Annotated in this window: 16 protein-coding genes and 1 pseudogene; 6 read left to right on the top strand and 11 right to left on the bottom strand. The window is 51.4% G+C overall.

What is annotated here, in order from left to right:
• Positions 1 to 8: 8 nt before the first annotated feature.
• From HO274_RS02900 to HO274_RS02880, 5 genes are all read right to left on the bottom strand, one after another.
• Positions 9 to 809 carry a TIGR04255 family protein gene (locus HO274_RS02900; RefSeq protein ID WP_273121339.1) on the bottom strand — a complete coding sequence of 267 codons (801 nt, stop codon included), beginning with the start codon at positions 807 to 809 and terminating at the stop codon, positions 9 to 11.
• A 144-nt stretch (positions 810 to 953) separates the two neighbouring features.
• Positions 954 to 2,753, bottom strand: coding sequence for a putative transposase (locus HO274_RS02895; protein WP_273121336.1), 1,800 nt, complete (start codon positions 2,751 to 2,753; stop codon positions 954 to 956).
• Positions 2,754 to 2,760: 7 nt separating this feature from the next.
• Positions 2,761 to 3,168, bottom strand: a complete 408-nt coding sequence (locus HO274_RS02890; RefSeq protein ID WP_273120598.1) for a hypothetical protein — start codon at positions 3,166 to 3,168, stop codon at positions 2,761 to 2,763.
• Positions 3,169 to 3,667: 499 nt separating this feature from the next.
• Entirely contained in the window at positions 3,668 to 5,842 is a 2,175-nt protein-coding gene (gene recD2 / locus HO274_RS02885; protein ID WP_420537384.1) for an SF1B family DNA helicase RecD2, read from the bottom strand.
• Positions 5,843 to 6,356: 514 nt separating this feature from the next.
• Positions 6,357 to 7,100 carry a UPF0149 family protein gene (locus tag HO274_RS02880; RefSeq protein WP_273121334.1) on the bottom strand — a complete coding sequence of 248 codons (744 nt, stop codon included), beginning with the start codon at positions 7,098 to 7,100 and terminating at the stop codon, positions 6,357 to 6,359.
• Positions 7,101 to 7,695: 595 nt separating this feature from the next.
• Between HO274_RS02880 and dksA the strand changes: the two genes are divergently transcribed.
• The gene (dksA, locus tag HO274_RS02875; RefSeq protein WP_420537374.1) at positions 7,696 to 8,130 is read left to right on the top strand and encodes an RNA polymerase-binding protein DksA; all 435 of its coding nucleotides are present in this window, start codon (positions 7,696 to 7,698) and stop codon (positions 8,128 to 8,130) included.
• Between the two features lie 17 nt (positions 8,131 to 8,147).
• On the opposite strand, the gene HO274_RS02870 is transcribed toward dksA, so the two are convergent.
• Entirely contained in the window at positions 8,148 to 8,330 is a 183-nt protein-coding gene (locus HO274_RS02870; protein ID WP_273121331.1) for a hypothetical protein, read from the bottom strand.
• Between the two features lie 265 nt (positions 8,331 to 8,595).
• Between HO274_RS02870 and HO274_RS02865 the strand changes: the two are divergent.
• Positions 8,596 to 8,892: pseudogene (locus HO274_RS02865) on the top strand (IS1595-like element ISCARN11 family transposase); the annotation flags it as partial.
• An 80-nt stretch (positions 8,893 to 8,972) separates the two neighbouring features.
• On the opposite strand, the gene HO274_RS02860 reads toward HO274_RS02865, so the two are convergent.
• Genes HO274_RS02860 through HO274_RS02850 form a run of 3 tightly spaced genes read right to left on the bottom strand, consistent with a single transcriptional unit; the run spans position 8,973 to position 14,094 of the window.
• On the bottom strand, positions 8,973 to 9,602 hold the full coding sequence (locus tag HO274_RS02860) for a response regulator (RefSeq protein WP_273121328.1): 630 nt from the start codon (positions 9,600 to 9,602) through the stop codon (positions 8,973 to 8,975).
• Positions 9,599 to 11,257: a PAS domain-containing sensor histidine kinase gene (locus HO274_RS02855; RefSeq protein WP_273121326.1), complete on the bottom strand. Its 1,659-nt coding sequence runs from the start codon at positions 11,255 to 11,257 to the stop codon at positions 9,599 to 9,601. Before HO274_RS02855 ends, HO274_RS02860 begins: the two co-directional genes overlap by 4 nt.
• Complete coding sequence (locus HO274_RS02850) at positions 11,254 to 14,094, bottom strand: chemotaxis protein CheB (protein WP_273121324.1); 2,841 nt, start codon at positions 14,092 to 14,094, stop codon at positions 11,254 to 11,256. The genes HO274_RS02855 and HO274_RS02850 overlap by 4 nt, the downstream gene beginning before the upstream one ends.
• Positions 14,095 to 14,485: 391 nt before the next feature.
• Here HO274_RS02850 and HO274_RS02845 point away from each other — a divergent pair, with 391 nt between their 5' ends.
• Complete coding sequence (locus HO274_RS02845) at positions 14,486 to 15,460, top strand: IS66 family transposase (protein ID WP_273121322.1); 975 nt, start codon at positions 14,486 to 14,488, stop codon at positions 15,458 to 15,460.
• Between the two features lie 12 nt (positions 15,461 to 15,472).
• Positions 15,473 to 15,925, top strand: a complete 453-nt coding sequence (locus HO274_RS13500) for an IS66 family transposase (protein ID WP_273121320.1) — start codon at positions 15,473 to 15,475, stop codon at positions 15,923 to 15,925.
• A 129-nt stretch (positions 15,926 to 16,054) separates the two neighbouring features.
• Here HO274_RS13500 and HO274_RS02835 read toward each other — a convergent pair whose 3' ends face one another.
• Both HO274_RS02835 and HO274_RS02830 read right to left on the bottom strand, forming a co-directional pair.
• Entirely contained in the window at positions 16,055 to 17,896 is a 1,842-nt protein-coding gene (locus HO274_RS02835; RefSeq protein WP_273122252.1) for a GGDEF and EAL domain-containing protein, read from the bottom strand.
• Positions 17,897 to 18,058: 162 nt separating this feature from the next.
• Complete coding sequence (locus tag HO274_RS02830) at positions 18,059 to 18,298, bottom strand: hypothetical protein (RefSeq protein ID WP_273121318.1); 240 nt, start codon at positions 18,296 to 18,298, stop codon at positions 18,059 to 18,061.
• Positions 18,299 to 18,799: 501 nt separating this feature from the next.
• On the opposite strand from HO274_RS02830, the gene HO274_RS02825 reads away from it, so the two are divergent.
• Together HO274_RS02825 and HO274_RS02820 are read left to right on the top strand one after the other, a co-directional pair.
• Positions 18,800 to 19,060, top strand: coding sequence for a helix-turn-helix transcriptional regulator (locus tag HO274_RS02825; protein WP_273121315.1), 261 nt, complete (start codon positions 18,800 to 18,802; stop codon positions 19,058 to 19,060).
• Positions 19,050 to 20,345 (top strand): type II toxin-antitoxin system HipA family toxin, encoded by a 1,296-nt coding sequence (locus HO274_RS02820; RefSeq protein ID WP_273121313.1) that lies wholly within the window; start codon positions 19,050 to 19,052, stop codon positions 20,343 to 20,345. The genes HO274_RS02825 and HO274_RS02820 overlap by 11 nt, the downstream gene beginning before the upstream one ends.
• Positions 20,346 to 20,783: the final 438 nt, after the last annotated feature.

Below are 20,783 nucleotides of genomic sequence, written 5' to 3'. Positions count from 1 at the left end.
GTCTATTGTCAGGCCCAGGTCGCGCGGGCGTGATCGGTAATCGTTGCGTCGAACACTAGTTTAATAGTTGCATGCAGAGCCGATAATTGCTCTCCGAGCTTGTCGAAATTTAGAGGCATTCGCCCTTCTACGAAGTGATCTGTGTCAATCACAGCATGAGAGCAAACATCATTTATTGCGAACTTGGTCATCTGCATCAGGCCATTAGGAACCATGTCTGGCGGGTACCCTAGAGTTGAGGTCATTCGGTGAACGCGGGCGACTAAGGTTCCCATGGGCAACAAGGGGCCTGATTCTGTTTCGAACACAGACTCATTCAGAGCATATCGCTGTTTCGCTCCGAACTGAACACCGTGAAGACCGCCCGCAAGATACTGATCAACCATCTCATCCGGCTTCGGCAAGACAGCATCTAGGTAACGAAGCCCCAGTCGACCGACATGATCTAAATTCACCACTGCATGTATGGCTCTAAGCCCGCGCAGCAGTTCCGGGATGAATTCATTGCTAGTTTCGTAGTGAGTCGTATGAAAGGTGATCGAAGATGCGTTCAAAATGAATCCTGAAGTTCGATCTCCCTTCGTAATGAGCCAAGATGTCGTATGGGCAACTTGGGGCTCGGTAAGCGATTGGCCGTGCGCAGCAGTGAGTTGCAAGTGGGTCACTTGCTGAGGCTCAAATAAAGTGTAGCTCTCCTGTCGGAGATGGTCCTGCACCTCATCAATGTACTTTGCCATGGCCGCGACAGGGTTGAACTGCGCTTGGGCCAAGGCGTAGTAGACGGGTGCATTCGACATCTTATCGCTCACGGCTCCGCTCCTGAAGTTGCTGGCGCGTGTGAATGCGCCAGTTGGTTGACACTAAGGTTGTCAGTTTACACCACGGTTGACGCCAAGGGCAAGCGCAGAGCCAACGTCAGACTTCCTGATCTAGCAGGATGTGAGTTTGGCACCTCATACCAATTTGTAAATCATTCTTGCACCTGATTCGGGATGACAAAAAGCGAGCCGCGTTAATTCTTCAAGGAGGCTCGCAATCGCCTTGTCATGAGCAGGATTTGCCATCCGATGAATTTTGATGGTCAGTGTCTGTGCGGCATCATCAGGCTCAATGTCACCAGAAGACACGAATAACTCCCGCACCAGCGCTCGCGCTTCGTCTTCCTTTTTCAAGTGACGTCGCAATATCGCCACCAAGGCGGTCTCAGCGCGGTAGGCGATCATCTTTACCACATCGGTCAGCATTTTATTCAACGGCAACAACTGAGTTACTCTCAACTCCTCGGGCAAACTGTCCAGCGTTACTTTTCGGGGCATATCCCGTCGCTCGGCACGAAGTCGTGCCAGTTCAATCTGCACGGTCTGAAGTGCTTCGACGGATTCGGCTTTTTTCTGAATATCCACGCTGTCCATCAGGGTGTGTCTGGTCAGTTCTGCCTGAAGTTTCCTCTCGGCTTGATGTGCTTTTTTGACCTGTTTGTCGAGTTCGCGCCATGTGGGGTTGATAGTCAATAAGGTGCCAGGAAGACTTTCCGCGCCATACTCAACAAGTCCATCAATATCATAGTGTTCCATCATGTAGCCGAAGAAGTTTTCCTGGCACCACCGGGAGAACATACGGCCCGCAATGACCCCATTTCCCAGATGCTGCGCGCTGGTGATGATGGCCGTCTGATGCCCCGTCAAGGTCAGACGACGCACTTCGGTGACCGGCATTGAGTCCTTGCCTGAAACCAGCCGGGTTTCCCGCATGGCCAGTTTCATTCGCGTACTGCCACCGCCAGGCTGAGGAACCTCCTGTTCAATAAATTCATCTTCCGGCCACACCTCTTTGACATTCTTGCGATAACTCAGCGCGCCAATGCGCTGCTTCCAGAGTTCAGAGAACAGACTGTACGTAGCACCTTCCCGATCAAACACCATGACGAAACGGTGCAAACGCAGATCCTGACTCAACGCCTCCATGGTTGGTTGTCCGGGAACGCTGATTAACAGTTCGGGTACGATGTCTTTAATCAGGCAATCCGCCATCCCCTCATTGAGGACCTTCGATACGACAAAGAAGGGGCGACCCAACGCATCGTTTACCCAGTAATCGCTGGTGCCACGCAGGCACAGTTTCTCGCGTGAGACGAATCGGCGCGGTAGATTAGCCAGATCACCGTGGTATACCCGCACATGACCATCGACATAAAGGTAGCCCGCTTCATCAGGATCGTTCTCCATCCAACTCTTGCTCAGTTCCTTCATCCAGGCTTGCGGATTACCTGTGCGAGCCATCGTGGTAATCTTTTCACGCAGGGTACGCACTTCCGGCACACGATCCAGTCCGATGACTTTACCAAACTCCCCCGGTGGAATGTGACGCAATCCTTCCGGACGGCGTATCCGGGCAAGCGCCATGAAGCCCAGTGTCAGCAGAATATGCAAAACACTATAAAACCCTTTCGGCAACTTGAGATGACGATCTATCCCGCTGAGTAAGCCGTTCGCGCACAGTGCAGGCAAGGCCGTCAAAAGCCCCGCCATCTGAACATCATGACCCACCTCGAATCGAGCGCTTGCAGAGCCGGCCAAGCCCATGGCTGCGGCAACACGTTCATCGGCTCGCGTGCAGGCCGTACCCATTGCGCTGGCAGCCTCCGCATCGATACGGCTGCGCTCACTTTTGCTGACAACTACAGGCTTGGTCAGACCTTCATCCAGCACGCAGGGCAACTGTGGAATCGCATTGCGCTTCAGCGCCTTGCGCAAGGTCGACTCATTGATCCCCTGCCCGTCTGGCAACTTCCGATGGATGAATACCCTCTGCAAGAATCCTTGCGCATTCTGCAATTTTATCCGGGGTGATCACGCGTGGCGCAGCACGACCGATTGTGCGATAAAACGAGCAAGGACCGTCCTGCCGGTACTGTTTCGTCCAATTCATCAGGGTGCGGTGTGGAATCAGCAAGGGCGATCCTTCAAGGTCGCGCGCTCGAACGTGACCGTTTGCCATCAGGCTCGTCAGTGCAAAACGTCTGCTTTGCTCATCTCCTGCCGGGTGTGAAAAATAATTATCACCACCCACAAAATATGTCACTTGATCCTCTTTGGTCAGGATGCTCAGTGAAGTTCCGATTTTATCTGCACCATCAGGAAAGCCGGGAAGAAGTGATTGCTTGAACATATCAACTTTCAGGTTGTAAATACAACGCCAATTTTATACCGATTTTCCAATTCATGAAAAAATAAAGTGCTAAACTCAAATCCTGAAAAAATACTCAAAATCCGGTCGGGATCAGGAAGTCTGAACGTAAGCAGTCGGTCAAAAGAGAGGGGGCACCAAAAAGTCCGCAGTCCGCAAGCGCGATCCGATCAAGCAGTTTGCTGAAAATCAATGGGTTGGCGATGTGCTTGAGCGAGGCGATTTGCCGTTTCCGCGCTCTCTGCCGGGGTTTCGGCGCCTTGTTTCCGAACGAAATAGAGCGCACGCACCCTATGCCGAGTTCTACGCAGAAAAATCACGCACCACTATATCCAGTGGTTGTGTGTGATAACCAGATAAGCACGGTATCAAATTTCGACTGCCGTTGTAATCAACTTTCGTGTCCCCAAAAAGAAAAAACTTTTGGGAACATTGGGGACAATCCTCACCGGCTCTACATTTGGCAGAGTTGTTCAAAAATTCAGCGCAGAGATAGTCGTTCCGCCAACTTCGACCAGCGCCGGTCAGTTTGTTTGCTCTTTATCGCGATGGCCAGTGCGCGCATCTGGCCCACCAGCACAACTAATTTTCTGCCACGCGTAATGCCAGTGTAGATCAGGTTGCGCTTGAGCATGGGGTAGTGCTGCGTGGATACCGGAATCACCACGACCGGAAACTCCGACCCTTGGGATTTGTGGATGGTGGTGGCATAGCACAGCGCCAGTTCGTCCAGTTCTCCGAAGGCATAGACGACTTCTCGTCCGTCGAAATTCACGCTGAGTTCCTGCTCTTCCAGATCGATCTTGCCGACATACCCGATGTCGCCGTTGTAGACATCCTTGTCATAATCATTCTCGGTCTGCATGACCTTGTCGCCGTGGCCGAAGCGATACCCAAACTTTTCGATGCCATGATCACCAGGGGGATTGAGCGCCTGCTGCAGCATCTGGTTCAGTCCGCGTGCGCCAGTCAGGCCACGGTTCATGGGACAAAGCACCTGGATGTCACGCACAGGATCGATCTTGTATTTTCTGGGGATCCGGGTCTTGACCAGATCGACGATAGTTTGGGCGATGGTTTCGGGTTCGTCCACCGATACCAGATAAAAATCCGATTCCTCACCTTTCTGCGGCAGACTGGGGAATTCGCCCCGGTTGATCTGGTGGGCGCTACGCACGATACGCGAAGAAGAAGCCTGCCGAAACACTTCGGTGAGTCGAATGACAGGAACCTCACCAGACTCGATCAGGTCGGCAAGAACCTGACCGGGACCGACAGAAGGCAACTGGTCGATGTCGCCGACGAAGATCACCGCTGCTGCACGGGGAATTGCCTTCAACAGTTGATTGGCCAGTAACACATCAATCATGGAGCATTCGTCGGCGACGATCAGGTCGCAATCAAGGGGATGGTCTTCGTTGAATTTGAACTGCCCATTCATTGGGTTGATTTCGAGTAGGCGGTGTAGGGTCTTGGCCTCCATCCCGGTTGTCTCGGCCAATCGCTTCGCGGCCCTGCCAGTCGGTGCGCACAGTAGCGCCCTGACGTGCTTGGCGCGCATGATCGTGAGGATGGCGTTGATCAGCGTGGTCTTTCCCACGCCGGGTCCGCCAGTAATTACCAGCAGTTTTGAAGTCAGCGCAAGTTCCAACGCTTTCTTCTGGCTCTCCGCGAGAGTGACGGAAAGTTTCTGCTCCACCCAGGGAATGGCCTTGCCGACATCGAAATCCGACCAGGGTGGATGACCGGTCTTGAGACGGTGGACCTGAGTGGCGATTGAGCATTCGGCATGAAATAGCGGTGCCAGAAATATACAGTCTTGCCCTTCAATGGTGTCAAGGCAGACCGCTTCTCCGGCAATTTCCTGTACGACGGCCTGCCGGATGATTTCTGCGGGAATCTCGAGGAGTTTTTCTGCGAGGGTGACCAGTTGTTCGTAGGGCAGACCGCAATGCCCTTCAGAAGAGGCTTCGGTCAGCGCATAAGAGATTCCCGCCTGCGCACGAAGCGGAGAATCCCTAGCGATGCCAATTTTCTGTGCAATGGTGTCCGCCGAAAGAAAACCGATACCGCGAATGTCCCGCGCCAGGCGATAGGGATTCTCCTTCACGATATCAATCGCATTCTGGCCATAGGTCTTGAAAATCCGCACGGCGCGCGAGGTGGAGACGCCGTGGGCGTGCAAAAACACCATGATCTCGCGGATGATTTTCTGGTCTGACCAGCCGGATGAAATCTTTCTGGCGCGAATCTCGCCGATACCTTCTACTTCGCGCAACTTTTCCGGCATCTGATCAATGATGTCGAAAACTTCTGCGCCGAAAGCCTTGACCAGCCTGCTCGCATATACCGGACCGATGCCCTTGACCATACCTGAACCCAGATAGCGCTCTATTCCGGACAAGGTATTGGGGGGAGAGACTTTGACGAAGATGGCGCGAAATTGCCTACCATGTTCTCGGTCTATGGCCCAGTTTCCGGATGCCGAGACATATTCTCCTGGAGAGATCATGGGGGTATGTCCGATCAGGGTGATGAGTTCGCGTTCTCCTTTGACCTTGAGGCGCAGGACGCAGAAGCCGTTTTCGGCGTTGTGGAAGGTGACGCGCTGAGCGAAATCAAGATAATTGATGGTTTGATTTGCAAGATAAGTGATGGTCGAGGGTTGGTGTTGGTGGTTGACCACTGGTTGCAATTGACTTCAGATTAAGTGCCGTGGCGATGCCAGGAAGGCCAATGTAGCCATGCTATGCCCATGAAGAGCCCTGTGCATAGCCATTTGGTAGCGTGCTGCACAGATTGGAGCGCGTCAAGGGTCCACTGCGTCGTGCTTCGCACGCCCTTGACACATTCCAATCTGCAAGGCGGTCTACCATGCGGAAACCAGTATTCATGCAAGAAACATACCACCGGAACTAATTGTAACCTTATAAATTACAAGAGAAAAATCGTAATCACGATAAGTGATGGTCAATTCGCCCTTACCATCACTCAATTTGATTAAAAAGCGGGAACCTGCCCTCATTTATCTTGATTCCGCTCACGCGCTCGACCAGACCGGCCAGGCGCTCATGTTCGCTGGTCGTTTCTTGCGGAATTATTGAATTCAGCATGGGATGCGTAGCCGAAAAATACGGAAGGACGGCAAGCAGTGCAGAGTACTGTCTCAATCAATGGAATAGCTCATCGGATCCGCAGCACTTCTTGAATTTCTTGCCGGAACCGCACGGGCACGGGTCGTTGCGTCCCACTTTGGCGTCGCTTCGGCGAAAGGGCTGTGTTTCATCATCGTTTGAAGTACGAATATTCCCGATACGCGACTCAATTGCCTGCATGCGTAGGGGCTCGAAATAAGCGTGCAGCGCCACTATGGCATCGGGAATGGAATCATAGGCTTCCTGAATCGCGTGGTTCTCGTCGGCGCTCTCTGAAAGAATCTCCCAACCCGGTTCGGTTCCCAGGAGCACCATGGGTGCAACCAGTTCAGTGCGATCCTTCATGACGGGTCGCCACCAGGGTTCAAGAAATACCGCAGCGCCGAGCATGAATCCTTCGCACCAGCCTTCAGCATCGTAAAACTCACTGTCGTCGGGCTGAGGTAGTACAAATAGCAGTGGGCCGAAGCGGTCCTCGTCGATTGTGGTTGCTACCGTGTTGTAATGGCGCATGATCAGGTTCGAGATGCGGCTCGCCTCATCCAGCGTGTCGAATTCGGGAGATTCTTCGCCATTGTCCATATCCCATACCCATGGCAACCAGTGGCTGGGAAGGATTACATCAGGATTGAGTACGACGGCTGCCAGAAAACCATCGAAAGTGGAAATGTCCATACAGGATCCCGGCGATTTATCGGAAAGCAGGAAATCATCCAGTTCGTTGATTTCATCATCGGTAAGAGGCTGGTTCACATTCATCGGAGAATCCCTTATCGAATAGTGCTGGCAGTTTCGAGTTTTCGGTTCAGCACCTGACGGTGGCTGGCGTAGCGCACCGCACCGTTACTTCGAATAATACTTCATGCGGGTAAACAGTGACTGAGCGGCGTTATTTTCAATTCCCGCTGGCGATAGCATACTCCTCCCTGATTGATATGGGAGGAGTTACGAGTGGGGATTGTGGGTGCTGCGGGATCATTTGATAAAAATCGCCGGACCTGTCGTGCACCGCATAGGTGTTTACATTGGCGATGCGATGATAACTGCTTAAATAGTTTTACTGGTTCTTGACGGAGGCGGATGTGCATCTTCAGCACGATTTTTTTGCACATTTTTCGGTGATGGTTTTTTTGTGCAAAATCAGTGTGGTTTCACGCTAATCAAGCACGGATTCAAAATCCAAACGTAACCCGATGGCCGCTTGGTGGAGCGCCCCACCAAAAACATCTCAAAAGGTGTCTCGTTCTGCCAGTTCTGACCACACACTGTACACTGTCCCATGATGAACTGACGCTTGGTCCTGCCCAATGGTGGAAGTTTCCTTGCCATTCCTGCTCCAGGAGGAGAGATGACTATGAACCAAATTACGAACGCACCTGACGCGCTGCTCACCCTCGCAGAAATGCTTGCCGCAGCCGCCGGTGACTATATGTCTGCACGACAACTGGCATTCTTCCGCGCACGTCTCTGCCAAGAGCGCGATACGTTGCTCGCCGCCGCCAGCGAAACCACGCGGCATCTTCAGGACTTCGTGACCACCCCAGATCCTGCTGACCGCGCCTCTCTCGAAGAGGATCACACGCTTGAGTTGCGTGTGCGCGACCGGGAACGCAAGCAGTTACACAAAATCGACGAAGCCCTTGCGCGAATCGAAAATGGTCGCTATGGCTGGTGTGAGGAGAGCGGAGAACCGATTGGCATCAGCCGACTGCTTGCCCGGCCAACTGCAACCTGCTGCGTAGAAGTCCAGAATCAACATGAGTCTTTGAGAAAGAGGTGTGGCGAATGAGTGGCGGGGTTGATTTTCTATTGTGCGGGGGGAATGATGCTGGAAAACCCATTCAAGCACGGTTTCCAGTGATCGGAATCTGAATAATTGACGGTTTGATTTGCAAGTGCAGATGGTTGAATAGGGGTAGCCATCGCAATTTGCTCATGACTGAGCCCAGCATCGAGTTTTAATCGAAGAACATCCTTGATCTTACGCATAGCAATCCTTGATGCGGGCATGCTGGCTCCAAAAACTGGTCAGCATACCCATTCAGTGGGTCCATGCGTAACACCATTACCCCATCGTACAACGCCATTCCGGCATCGTGACCGAAGATTCCGGAAACCCGCCAAATCGGTCACGATAAATCAGAATGACCGGTCACGATGCCGGAATGACCGGTCACGTTGGTCCAGAATACCCAACTTGCTGGGCTTGTCCAACAAACGGTTCAGATCGTGGCTTGCGCACGATCTAACCTTATTCGTTAAGCGCTGGCTGATGGGCACGCACCAAGGATCCTTCGAGGAGGAACACCTGCAGGCCTATCTCGACGAATTCGCGTTTCGGTTCAACCGCCGCAAGTCCACGCATCGGGGCATGCTCTTCTACAGGTTGATCGAACAGTGCATTTCCATGCATCCTATGTCCTTCCGTGAGCTTGTAGCTAATCCCAAGCCAAAAGTTGTGGCGCATGAGTTCGCGGTGTCAGCCAAGCTTCGCCATAAAGCGCCAGCTTCGCTGGATATTTCTGTGCCTTCGCACCCATGGAGAAGCTAGGCACAGCACTAAGCTGAATACCCCACAAAGTTTTTGTAGAGACAGGGAGTTGCCTATAGTCGGTGAGTGGTATTCAGAGGTTAGCCGGAAATCCCGTGTTGCATGGCATAACGTACCAGGTCGGCAATGCTGTGGAACTTCATTTTTTCCATCAAATTGGCCTTATGGGTACTGACCGTTTTATTGCTGATAAACAGTTGACTGGCGATTTCGTTGACGCTCATGCCGACCACGAGCAACCGTAATATCTCCAGTTCACGAGTCGAAAGCAGGGTGTGGGGGAGTAACTGCGGATACGCGTTATCGAATATCATCTTTTCGGCCAACTCCATCCCGATATATTTACCTCCACTGCTGACCTTGCGGATGGCTGATGCCAACATTTTTGGGTCGCTGTCCTTGGTAAAATAGCCCGAGCATCCCGCGTTGAGTGCACTGGTCGCCATGTGGACTTCGTTGTGCATGCTATAGACAAGAATGAGCAAGGTTGGACGGCAGGTCTTGACCCGTTCGATCAGTTCTATCCCGTTGATTCCTGGCATGTTCAGATCAAGCAACAACAGATCAAATTCAGTGTTACCTACCTGTTCCAATACCTCCTGACCGTTGGTGGCCTCGCCAGTGACTTTGATGTCTTCTGTCAGCATCATCAGTTGCCGTAATCCTTCCCGGACGATGGCATGGTCATCTGCGATCAGCAGACGAATCATGATTGATCCTGGCTCGGTTCGGTGGGCACGACGATGGTAACTGATGTCCCCTGACCCGGTGTGCTGAGAACTTTGACATATCCTTCCAGGGCAAGGGCTCGTTCACGTATTCCCAGCAGGCCAAATGACTCGTTGATGGTGGTGGCCTCAGTGTCAAATCCCTTGCCATCGTCACGCACTTGCACATGGAGATCACCGGCTTGTCGCGACAAGTGGATTTCAACATTGTTGGCAGCGGCATGACGTGCCACGTTGGTCAACAGTTCCTGCACGATGCGAAATATGGCCACAGAGCGATCCTCATCCAAGTCGATATGTTTTTCCACCGTATGAAGAACACAGTTTCTTCCAGTATGAGCGGAAAATTCATTGCATAGCCACCCAATCGCGGGAACCAGTCCTATATCCAGCGCGGTGGGTCGCAAATTGGAGACGATATTGCGCACGGCCCGGCTGGCCTGATCCAGCAAGGCATTCATTCTCTGCGTCTTCGACACCAATTCCTCATTTTGTTCGCCAAAACTCAGATTGATCCAAGTGATGTCCATGCGCAATGCCGTCAGGATTTGCCCCAGTTCATCATGCACTTCACGCGCGATATATTTTCGCTCATCTTCCCGCAACAATTCGTTCCTCTTCGCCAGTTCCCGCATCAACTGGCGTGATTCTCTGATTTCCTTGCGCAATAACTGGCGTGATTCTCTGATTTTATTTTCCAATTTTTTGCGTTCTGAAATATCTTGCACAGTCGTAAGCAGGAATGTTTCCTTGTCCAATTCCATGCGGATCAACTGCACCTCGGAGGCAAATGTCTGACCGTCTGACCGCTGGTATTCCCATTCAAACAGGTGTGAGCCCTCGCGCATGGCGATTGAGATCATCTCCTGTGCTTTATCGCGGGAGAGTCGTCCATCTGGTTGCTGTGATGGCGAAAGATCCCAGGGTCCGATCGCAGTGAGTTCGGTTACGCTGGTTGCGCCGAACAGTTGTAGTGTTGCCTTGTTCGCCGAGGTGAAGTGCCAGGAGGGTGGAGCCAGGGTCATCAGTGCATTGCGTGAATTTTCGAAGAGCAGTTGATATCTGAGGGCACTTTCGTTCAGTGCCTTCTTTACCCGCTTGTGATCGGTGATATTCGTGAGTGCGATGCGCACCGAACACTCGCCGTGAATGGACTTCATGCGCAGGCAATCGATTCGCGTATCAATGGTGGTCCCATCTGCCCTAATGAGGGATAGTTCAAAATGTTTCGCCTCGCCCAGTTGCAAAGCGCATAAGATACGACGATACCAGTAGTCTCGTTGCTCGGGCACGATGAATTGCGCGAAACGGCATTGCAATAGTTTTGAACGGTCCATCTGGAGCAACGCAGCGCCGGTGAGATTCACCTCGAAAATCAGCCCTGCATCGGTGAGCGTAAAGCAACCTATGGGCGCAAAGTCATACAGATACATATAACGATCACGGGACTCCTCCAAGGTGAGTTGAGTCTGCTTCAAGGTTTCGTTTTGCATCTCCAATTCGATTTGATACACATGAAGTTCGTGCAGAACATCCTCGATCGGGCGAGTCCCTACGGCTTGGGGTGGCGTGCAGTGAGCAAGTTTTACCTCGGCGATCGCGCGCAATGAGTCATGCTCTCCGGGATTATTGCTCATGCCAGTTCATCTATTGCCAGCAGAATCATCGGCTTATTCAAAGACTTTCCGACGAGGCAGCGGGCATTGAGAACCAGTTTGCGATGACCGATCCCGAGAAAATCCTGTTCTACCCTGTAGCCTTCAAATGCCAGATTTTTTGGCAGGATATTCTCCAGCATGCCGCGCAATTCCGGAATATCCCATTGTCGCTGACCCAGTTCGTAAATCGGACGACCAATGGTGCCTTCCTCCGTGGCCTGAAAATAGTGGTAGAAGGATCGACTGGCAGTGACCACCTGCAATTCGTCATTCAGCACGATGAGCAGTTCATGTATCGTATCGAAGATGCCTATGGTCAGTTCACGGGCTTCGTTTTCTGCCATCTGGGTTCGAACGAGTTGGCTGATATCGCTGAAGGTCAGTACCACGCCATTGATCATGCTATCCAGCGTGCGGTAAGGCTGAATACGCGCCAGATAATAGGCCCCACCGGTCGTACGGACTTTAAGTTCGAAGGGAACCAAGGTATCCAGCACGGACTGCGCATTAGAAAGCATATCCTCGCCTTCGATATTCGACTTGATGTCACTCAGTGGGCGACCCACATCTGAAGCAACCAGACGATAAAGATGCACAGCCTCGCGGGTATAGCGCTTGATGTGCAGATGGTTGTCAAGAAACACGGTGCCAACGTTGATGTTGTCGAGCAAATTTTTCATGTCATTCTGTATGTCGGACAGTTGCTCAATCTTGGCTTGCAGTTCGGTATTCACCGTAACCAGTTCCTCATTGACGGATTGCAGTTCTTCTTTAGAGGTTTCCAGTTCCTCGTTAGTGGATTGCAATTCTTCGTTGGTGGATTGCAATTCTTCGTTGGAAACCTGTTGCTCCTCAATGGCGGCTTGCAGATTCTCCTTGGTATAGGTCAGTTCTTCATGACCCGCAATGGAACCTTTGCTGCGGCACGCTTTCGCGGGTGCTGGATGCACCCCATCCTGGAAACTGATTAGCAGGAATTTTCTTTGTGACTCATGAGTGGGTAGAGAGCGCACACTGAAATGAACGATCTGCAGGTCACCGTTGTTGATCTTGACCCTGACCATCTGATTCGGGGTAGTGGTAGAGGTAGGCGTATCCTGTTTGACCTTGTTCAAGGCGAGGCGTAGTTCACTTTGCAATCCCTCGCGCGCCATTTCAACGATATTGAGCGTTGCTTGTCCGGGTGCCGGACGCAGGTATTTGCCGGTGTCGCCATGCACATACAGGATCGTTCCTTTGTCATCAGTCAGCACGGAGGCGGGTGCGTAGGATTGCAACAGGACTCGCTTGGTTAGTTCAGCAAAATCGGGTTCCCGGGTCTTCCCGATCGTTTCATCAGGCTCTTTCGCGTGGTGATTTCCGGCCCAAACCAGTCCAGCGGACATCAATACGCGGGAGGAGGAGGAGGTGTCGACAGCGCTGTAAAACTTCCATTTGCGATTGAGTGCCATGAATAAACCAGGGTGTCTTCCGATGCTCTCCGTTGGCGAGAGGAACAGCACACCGTTTGGCTTCAGTGCGTAGTGAAAAACCTGGATGAGACGATTCTGCACCTCGGGTTCAAGATAGATCAGCAAGTTACGGCAACTGAGTAGGTCGAGTTTGGCGAAGGGTGGATCCTTGATGACATTATGTATGGCGAACACGATGGTTTCGCGAATGTCCTTCCTGACATGGTAGCCTGCGTCATCCTTGATGAAGAAGCGGCGTAGCCGTTCGGGACTGACATCCTGGACAATATTGGGTGGATAGATACCAGCACGCGCAGTGGCGATGGCATCATCGTCAAGATCGGTAGCGTAAAGCAGTATCTTGAATTCGCGATTTGCCTCGTCCATGAATTCACGCAGCAGGATGGCGATGGAATAGGCTTCCTCGCCGGTGGAACAGCCTGCAACCCAAGCACGAAACACAGTATCATCGGGTTTGCTCTGCATGAGTTGTGGCAGGATTTCCTGTTTGAGCGCGTCGAAGGCCTCCTGATCACGGAAAAATTTGGTGACATTGATCAACAATTCCTTGAACAACATGATTATCTCGGCCGGATGCTCCTTCAGGTAGTGCGCATAGTCCTCCCGGTCCTTCATCTCGAGCAAGGACATGCGCAGGTCGATGCGTCGACCTAAGGTACTCTTCTTGTATTGGGAAAAATCGTGGCCGGTCACTCGGCGCAACTGCATCAGGATGTGGTTCATTTTGCTCGCTGCAGAAGCAACTTCCGAAAGGTATTTCGGAGCGCATATGCCGGTCAGCAAGGCATTCGGCATTTTTTCCACCGGCAGTACCAGGGTAGCGTAACCGGCTTGAATGGCGCTGTTCGGCATGCCGTCGTATTTCGCCGAGGCTGGTTCTTGCACCAGCGTGGCGCCACCAACTCCGAGTATGGCGCGCAGTCCCAAGGTGCCATCAGTACCGGTACCGGAAAGGATGATGCCGATGGCTTTTTCGTTCTGATCTTCAGCCAATGAACGCAGGAAGGCATCAATGGGCATGCGTTGGCCACGAGGTTGATTCGGTACACTCAGTTGCAACGCCCCGTGAAAGATCGCCATGTCGCGGTTGGGCGGAATCACATAGACGCAGTTGGGCATCACCGCCATCTGGTCCTGCGCCTCGACCACCGACATAGAGGTGGTTCGCTGCAGAATTTCGGTAAGAATGCTGGCGTGACCCGGGTTGAGATGGGATACCAGCACAAAGGCCATGCCACTATCGGTATGGGTATGGCGGAAAAACTGTTCAAAGGCCTCCAACCCACCTGCCGAGGCACCGATGCCAACAATGTAAAAAGTACGCGCTACGGTTTCAGGCATCATTTGAGCGTTGGCAGGTTATCGTAGTGGTTGAGTGTATCATTTATCACTGATACCGACATATTTATTCTAATACATTCAATTTGTTAGGTGTTTGTGATTCTTTTCGTTCGGAATTAATATTTGTAATATGTTGATGTTGTAATATTGTAACTGCTCGCCCCTGCAAAAATAATTGAAAAAGTGCTTGACAGGTTTTTGGGTGCTCAAGGCGAGCAGTTGACGACTTGGGCATATTTGCCACAGCAGTGCAGTTTTAAGCGCCGCCAATTGATGTAAATTTTGATTTGGTCAATTCGGGTTGTTTTTTCAAAAATAATTGACTTAAGGCACCTTAAAATCGGTCGAAAAAACGCATGTTATCATTCTGTTATTCAAAATGATGGCGTGAAAAATGGCAAGTCTGGATAAGACCTCGGTACGTAGCCAGGTAGAAAAAGTCAGGAAGGATTTTGAGCGACTTCGCTCTGACGGCAAAGTTTCGCCCGAAGTTCAGGCAATCATGAGCAGCATGCTCATGATTGTCGAACTTATCCTTGCCATTTTTTTGGAGCGCACCACCAAGAAGAATAGCGCTAACTCCAGCATTCCTCCCTCGCAAACCGACAAGGACAATTCGTCGCCCACCGATCCGGGCAGCAAGGGCAAAGGTAAGAAGGCCGACGGTGAAACGGTGAAGAATCGGCGCACAATCGAAACACTGACCATCGTACCGGTCGATTACTGTGATAAGTGCGGTGCTGATCTGAGGCAGGTTGGTTGCACCCATGAGCGCCGCACCAAGATCGACATCATATTCGAGAAAGTCGTCGAACATGTGGAAGTGGAGATCAAGCAGTGCCCCTCCTGCGAACGAGTTATCAAAGGCAAATTCCCGGTGGACATGCCCGGCCCGTTGCAATATGGTCTGGGTGTGCAGGCGTTTATCATCAACCTGCTGGCCTGCCAGATGGTTGCGCTCAAACGCGCGCAAGCTTTGGTTTACTCCATCATTGATGTGGTCATCGCCGAAGCCACTATGTTGCAGTTCATTCTGCGTTTGCATGCCGCATTGGAAAACTGGGAGGTACGGGCAACCGAAAAGTTATTACTGGAAGCGGTCATGCATGTCGATGAAACCTCGTTACGCGTCGACAAGACAAATTACTGGATTCATGTGCATTCGGCGGGTGGCATCACCCTGAAAAAATTGCACCGAAAGCGGGGGATAAAGGCCATGGAAGAAAATGATATTATCCCGCGATATATGGGCAAGCTTATCCATGATTGCTGGGCATCCTATTTCAGTTACTCAAACTGCGGGCATGGCCTGTGCGGTTCGCACCTGTTGAGAGAACTGACTTTCGTGGTGAAGACCAATCGTTATTGATGGGCGCGCCGGATGAAACGCCTGCTGCAGGCCACCTACAAGCGCGTTTCTGATTGCGAGAAGAAATGCCTTGATGATGGGGAATATGCCAGATTGCTAAAATGCTATCGAAAAATTCTGGAACTGGGCACCTTGGAAATGCCTGCTATTCCAGATAAGCCAGCAGGAAAACGCGGTAGAATCGCCAAGTCGGACGCGCATAATTTGCTGGAGCGACTGCAAAAACATGAGGCTTCCGTATTGCTCTTCGCCAGAGACCCACTGGTACCGTTCACCAATAATCGCGGTGAACGCGACTTGAGAATGAGCAAGGTCAAGCAAAAGGTGTCTGGCTGCTTCCGCTCTGAAATCTATGCCCATGCCTATTGCCGCATCACCAGTTACCTGCAAACCATGGCTTACAAAGGGGTCAATCCCATGATTGCCATTCAAATGGCTTTGGCTGGTGAATTAGGGGGCGAGTAGTTACGTAATATTTTTTATAACAAGGCCAAACTTAAGATTTGTAGGGGCGTATAGAACTCATCATCTGATTTTAGTTGGTTCTTGAAAAGGGCGACGAGCGCGCAAACAGCAAAGGCAGCCCAGACTTGTTCACGGACGATTTGGGAAATTTTTTTTCAAGTAACTCAATTGCACGAAGGATTCTTCGGCCACCGGTTCGCTGAACAAATAGCCCTGATGGGCATGACAGCCATGGTTGTTCAGAAAGGCCAGTTGTTCTTCGGTTTCCACGCCTTCAGCGATGATTTCCAGATTGAAGTTATGTGCCAGATCAATGATGGATTTGACCAGTGCGGCATCATTTTGATCAATCAAAACGTTTTGCACGAAAGTTTGATCGATTTTCAATTGATCCAAAGGCAGTTTTTTCAAATAAAACACGGAAGAATATCCGGAACCAAAATCATCCAGGGAAAGAGAGATTCCCAGTGATTTGATCGCCAACACTTTCTTTATGGAGTCTTCAATGTTGGTCAATATCAAGCCTTCAGTCAGTTCCAGTTTGAGAAGAGTTGGATCGATGCTGCTATTTTTTACGATCTGCGCCACCCGTTGTACGAATTGGGGTTGGTGAAATTGCCGTGAACTGACATTCACCGCGAGTTTCAGTGATCGGGTCAGGTCGTTGGACTCCCAAGATCTGAGTTGCTCACAGGCCGTTTCCAACACCCAGTCTCCCATCGTAATGATCAATTCTGATTCCTCCGCCACCGGAATAAATTGATTCGGAGGGATCCATCCCATTTCAGGAGAGTCCCAGCGCAATAAGGCTTCTGCTCCAATGGCATGACGCTCGTCATCCACCTGCACCTGATAATGCAAATGGAGTTGTTTGTGACTGATAACCCGGTACAGTGCCTTGCCGATTAGATTATGCATATCCAGAGTGGCCTGCATATTCTGGTCAAACAGGCGAACCGTGTTGCGTCCTTCTGCCTTGGCGCGATACATGGCCATGTCGGCACGCTTGAGCAATTCCGTTACAGGAACTTCCCGGCCCATGAATGGGGTAACACCAATGCTCGGCGAACTGTAATAGTTGTGGTGGTCGAGTTGGAACGGAACCTTGAAGAGTTCCAGGATGTGATAACTGAGCAACTGGGCGCGAGTGATTGCATCAATCGTGTGATGTGCATGACTTGAACAGATGATCACGAATTCGTCACCGCCCAACCGAGCCACCGTATCCTCTTCATGAACACAGGTTTTCATGCGGGCAGCGACTTTCTTCAGGAGCAAATCACCGGTGGCATGACCAGCAGTGTCATTGAGTAATTTGAAGCGATCCAGGTCTATGAAAAGCAAGGCTCCTGGGCAACCCTGGGAGGAACTGTCAGCCATCGCCTGTTCCAGACGAACCATCATCAGTCGCCGGTTTGGAAGTTCGGTCAGCGGATCGTAATAAGCCAGTCTATGGACCCGTTCTGTGGCCTGTTTATGAGAAGTAATATCCTGTCCAATGATGATCATGCATTTGCGCTGGTTTTCCGGGGTAAACAGAGGAATTTTTCGGACAACAAAAATACGCTGGTTGCCATCGTCATCGATCACTGTTTCCTCGAATAGAGTGGGGGCCCCACTACGCCAAACATTTTCGTCGTCTCTCAGACAATTTTCATAAGAAGTTCGATATATTGGTTGCAGTTTCTTCAACTCTATTTCAGTTTTTCCTTGCCAGGAGATCGTGTGCAGATGAAAAAGTTGTTTTGCCAGTTCGTTGGCGAACAGCCAGCGCCCTTCAGCGTTTTTAAAAATTATTGCATCGGGAATGGCTTCGATGATGGTTTGAAGTTGTTCATTGGCATAAAGAATCTGTTCATAGGATATCTCAGTCTTTCCGTTGTGATTGAAATCATTCAAGGCACAGGAAAGGTCGAGACCCGTCTTCACCAAAACCTTGGTGTTTCTCCAGGCCGTTGTCTTGTTGAGCATCTTCAAGATGACCACCGCACTTGTCGTTCAGGATTCCATCGAACAGCACCGACGGGCTCCCAATCACGGGCAGGAGTAATACCCAAATTGTAAGGTTTTTGCAGCATCGTCGAGGATTTCATAGGCAGATAGCGCGCAAGTCGGAAATACAACGAAAACCAGTTACTGTTTACTACATGCGAGAATCACTTTGGTAAATGTATTCTGCCATCGCTCCAGGGCGTAGTACTCCACTCCACAGTCATTTGTTGATTCCCACACCGCCATGACCGGCTGTTGTCCAGAACGCGTTGGATGTACCGTGATGGTTACCACCATATCCGATCTCAAACCAATAATATTTTCTGCAAGGTATTCGATGCGTTCAGTCGAATTGAAATACTTGAAATCACATTTTTCCACGACTGATCTCCCATTCTCACGCCCGTTACTTATCCGTGCACATTACCGTAATGAAGCGAGAATAACTATGCCAGAACTGTAACCATGAACATATAAGGTGGGACTGATTTTGATCTAGGAAAATCTCGATGGAGAGAATTAGGAATTTCCTTAGTCGTCCATGAAAAATCCGTTTTTGGTTTCAATCACCTGAATTCATGTTTCAGGGAGCGGCATGAAACGCCTACGGGCCTCCCACCAGAACGCGGTGGAAAGGAATGTCTTGCGCCAGAATGAAAACGCTTGCCAATGATCAGTCGGGACTCCCACTTTGGCATAAAATGCCGCTGCGGGTGGGGGCATCCATCCCATTGCTTACGCTCAATACACAATAACTTTCCCGTTCGGGCAATTTTGTGGAATAGTACGCCCAACAATACGGGGCATTCCCGATCGGGAAATATAACTTGCACCATGACGAATTCTGGGGGATAATTTCCCGAACGGTAAACTAAATTCATCATGACAACCATTCGATCACCTCAACAACTCGGCGATGCACTTCGTGCCGCCCGCAAGCAACTTGTTCTGACGCAGCCTCAACTGGCTCTGGCGGCAGGGGTTGGTGTGCGCTTCATTGTCGATCTTGAGGCGGGCAAACCTACCCTGCGACTTGAAAATGTTCTGCGGGTCATTGATGCGTTGGGCGGAGAAATTACAATTGGCGGATTGCCCTCCGGAGCTGCCGAAGATCAACGCTCGGGCAACGACCATGGCGCATGAGCTGGAAGTCTGGTTATTCGCCGACCGTGCAGGCACCCTGGCGCTCGTCGCGGGACGGCTGACTTTTTGCTACGACCCTAATTGGTTGTCTCGGCCCCAAGCCGCAGCATTATCCGCCTCGTTGCCCTTGCAAGCGGAGCCGTTCGACTATCACAAAACTCGCCCGTTCTTTGCTGGTCTCCTGCCAGAGGGACAGATGCGTCGTCTGATTGCGCAGCAGTTCCAGGTATCAAACCAGAACGACTTTGCGCTGCTGGACCACATCGGCGGAGAATGTGCCGGGGCGGTGACATTCTTGGAGCCAGGGCAGGCCTTACCTGCATCAACCCAGTGCGAGGATATTCAATGGCTGAGCGATGAAGAAGTCATTGCCATCCTGGATGAATTGCCTCGTCGCCCCATGCTGGCAGGCAAAGATGGACTGCGGCTTTCCCTGGCTGGCGCCCAAGACAAACTACCGGTGGTTTTTGATGGTGCCCGCATTGGCCTGCCTCACAATGGCACGCCCAGTTCCCACATTTTGAAGCCACCCATCCATGCCGTTGAAGACAGTGTGGCCAATGAGGGTTTCTGCTTGGCGCTGGCCGATACCTTGCAACTCAAACCCGCCAAGGCCAAGGTTCACTCCATTGGAACGCGATCATTCTTGCTGGTTGAGCGCTACGATCGGAGTCTGGATAAAGTAGGGCACCGACTGCGCATTCATCAAGAGGATTTTTGCCAGGCATTGGGTGTCGTGCCTGAAATGAAATACCAAAACGAAGGTGGACCGGATCTGGCGCAATGCTTCGATCTGGTCCGCCGTGTCTCCCGCCCCAGCGCACCACAGGTGCTGCGCTTGCTCGATTATGTGATATTCAACGCACTGACCGGCAATCATGACGCGCACGCCAAGAATTTCTCTCTGCTGTATTTAATCGAGGGGCCTGTCCTGGCCCCGTTCTACGACACGCTCTCCACTGCGGTGTATCCGATGCTGACGCCCAAGATGGCGATGAAAATCGGCAGCAAATACAAGTTCAGCGAGACCCAGGCACGACACTGGGATCAGCTTGCTGAAGGCGCTGGACTGGCCAAGGCACTGACCAAAAAACGCATTCTGGAATTGGCAAAGTCGCTGCCGCCAACCGCACGCAAGATCCAATCCGACCCTGGGCATGGCTTTTCTGGAAATGCCGTGGTTGAGCGAATCATTGCTTTGATTGAACAACGCTGTGCCTTGACGATTCGTCGACTCACCGATCCTGCTGTTGACGATGAAGATGACACCGAGCCATCCTCTTGAACCACCGGACGGACGCGGATTCGATTCCGCAAACAGGATCGAACCAATGTTAACTTGGTCGGACCAGCCGGGATCGAATTTTCATTACGGCCATCGAAGCCAGTCCAGGTAATCGTGGCAGGCAACATAATCAGGAAACCAGCCGAGGAAATCAGCATGGTTCCTGAGATAGTACTTACCCGCCTGCGGTCTGGTATGCAAAGGTGCGTTCGTGATCATCGCATACCAACATCACCGCATTTACCCGGATATCCCGCTATAGGAATTTATGCCACACTGCATTGTCCAGCATAAAAATGAGAATTGCCGGTCCTACGATTCCAATGATTTCGATCCACGTGATCCACATAACGCCCATCGTAATCTCCTCGTCTCGTTGTCTGCGCACTGATTGGACCACTCCCCCTGAGCATGTCCGGCGCATGGTTCAAAGATACG

It is taken from the genome of Ferrovum myxofaciens (assembly GCF_013181415.1).
GTDB lineage: Bacteria > Pseudomonadota > Gammaproteobacteria > Burkholderiales > Ferrovaceae > Ferrovum > Ferrovum myxofaciens.
Note: the sequence above shows the minus strand (reverse complement) of the source record. Positions and strands in the feature narration are given on the sequence as shown.

Coding starts and splice junctions, on each gene's coding strand:
- HO274_RS02890 (WP_273120598.1), bottom strand. CDS start 3,168: ATGTTCAAGCAATCACTTCTTCCCGGCTTTCCTGATGGTGCAGATAAA.
- HO274_RS02880 (WP_273121334.1), bottom strand. CDS start 7,100: ATGAATGTGAACCAGCCTCTTACCGATGATGAAATCAACGAACTGGAT.
- dksA (WP_420537374.1), top strand. CDS start 7,696: ATGAACCAAATTACGAACGCACCTGACGCGCTGCTCACCCTCGCAGAA.
- HO274_RS02870 (WP_273121331.1), bottom strand. CDS start 8,330: ATGCGTAAGATCAAGGATGTTCTTCGATTAAAACTCGATGCTGGGCTC.
- HO274_RS02860 (WP_273121328.1), bottom strand. CDS start 9,602: ATGATTCGTCTGCTGATCGCAGATGACCATGCCATCGTCCGGGAAGGA.
- HO274_RS02855 (WP_273121326.1), bottom strand. CDS start 11,257: ATGAGCAATAATCCCGGAGAGCATGACTCATTGCGCGCGATCGCCGAG.
- HO274_RS02850 (WP_273121324.1), bottom strand. CDS start 14,094: ATGATGCCTGAAACCGTAGCGCGTACTTTTTACATTGTTGGCATCGGT.
- HO274_RS02845 (WP_273121322.1), top strand. CDS start 14,486: ATGGCAAGTCTGGATAAGACCTCGGTACGTAGCCAGGTAGAAAAAGTC.
- HO274_RS13500 (WP_273121320.1), top strand. CDS start 15,473: ATGAAACGCCTGCTGCAGGCCACCTACAAGCGCGTTTCTGATTGCGAG.
- HO274_RS02835 (WP_273122252.1), bottom strand. CDS start 17,896: ATGCTCAACAAGACAACGGCCTGGAGAAACACCAAGGTTTTGGTGAAG.
- HO274_RS02825 (WP_273121315.1), top strand. CDS start 18,800: ATGACAACCATTCGATCACCTCAACAACTCGGCGATGCACTTCGTGCC.
- HO274_RS02820 (WP_273121313.1), top strand. CDS start 19,050: ATGGCGCATGAGCTGGAAGTCTGGTTATTCGCCGACCGTGCAGGCACC.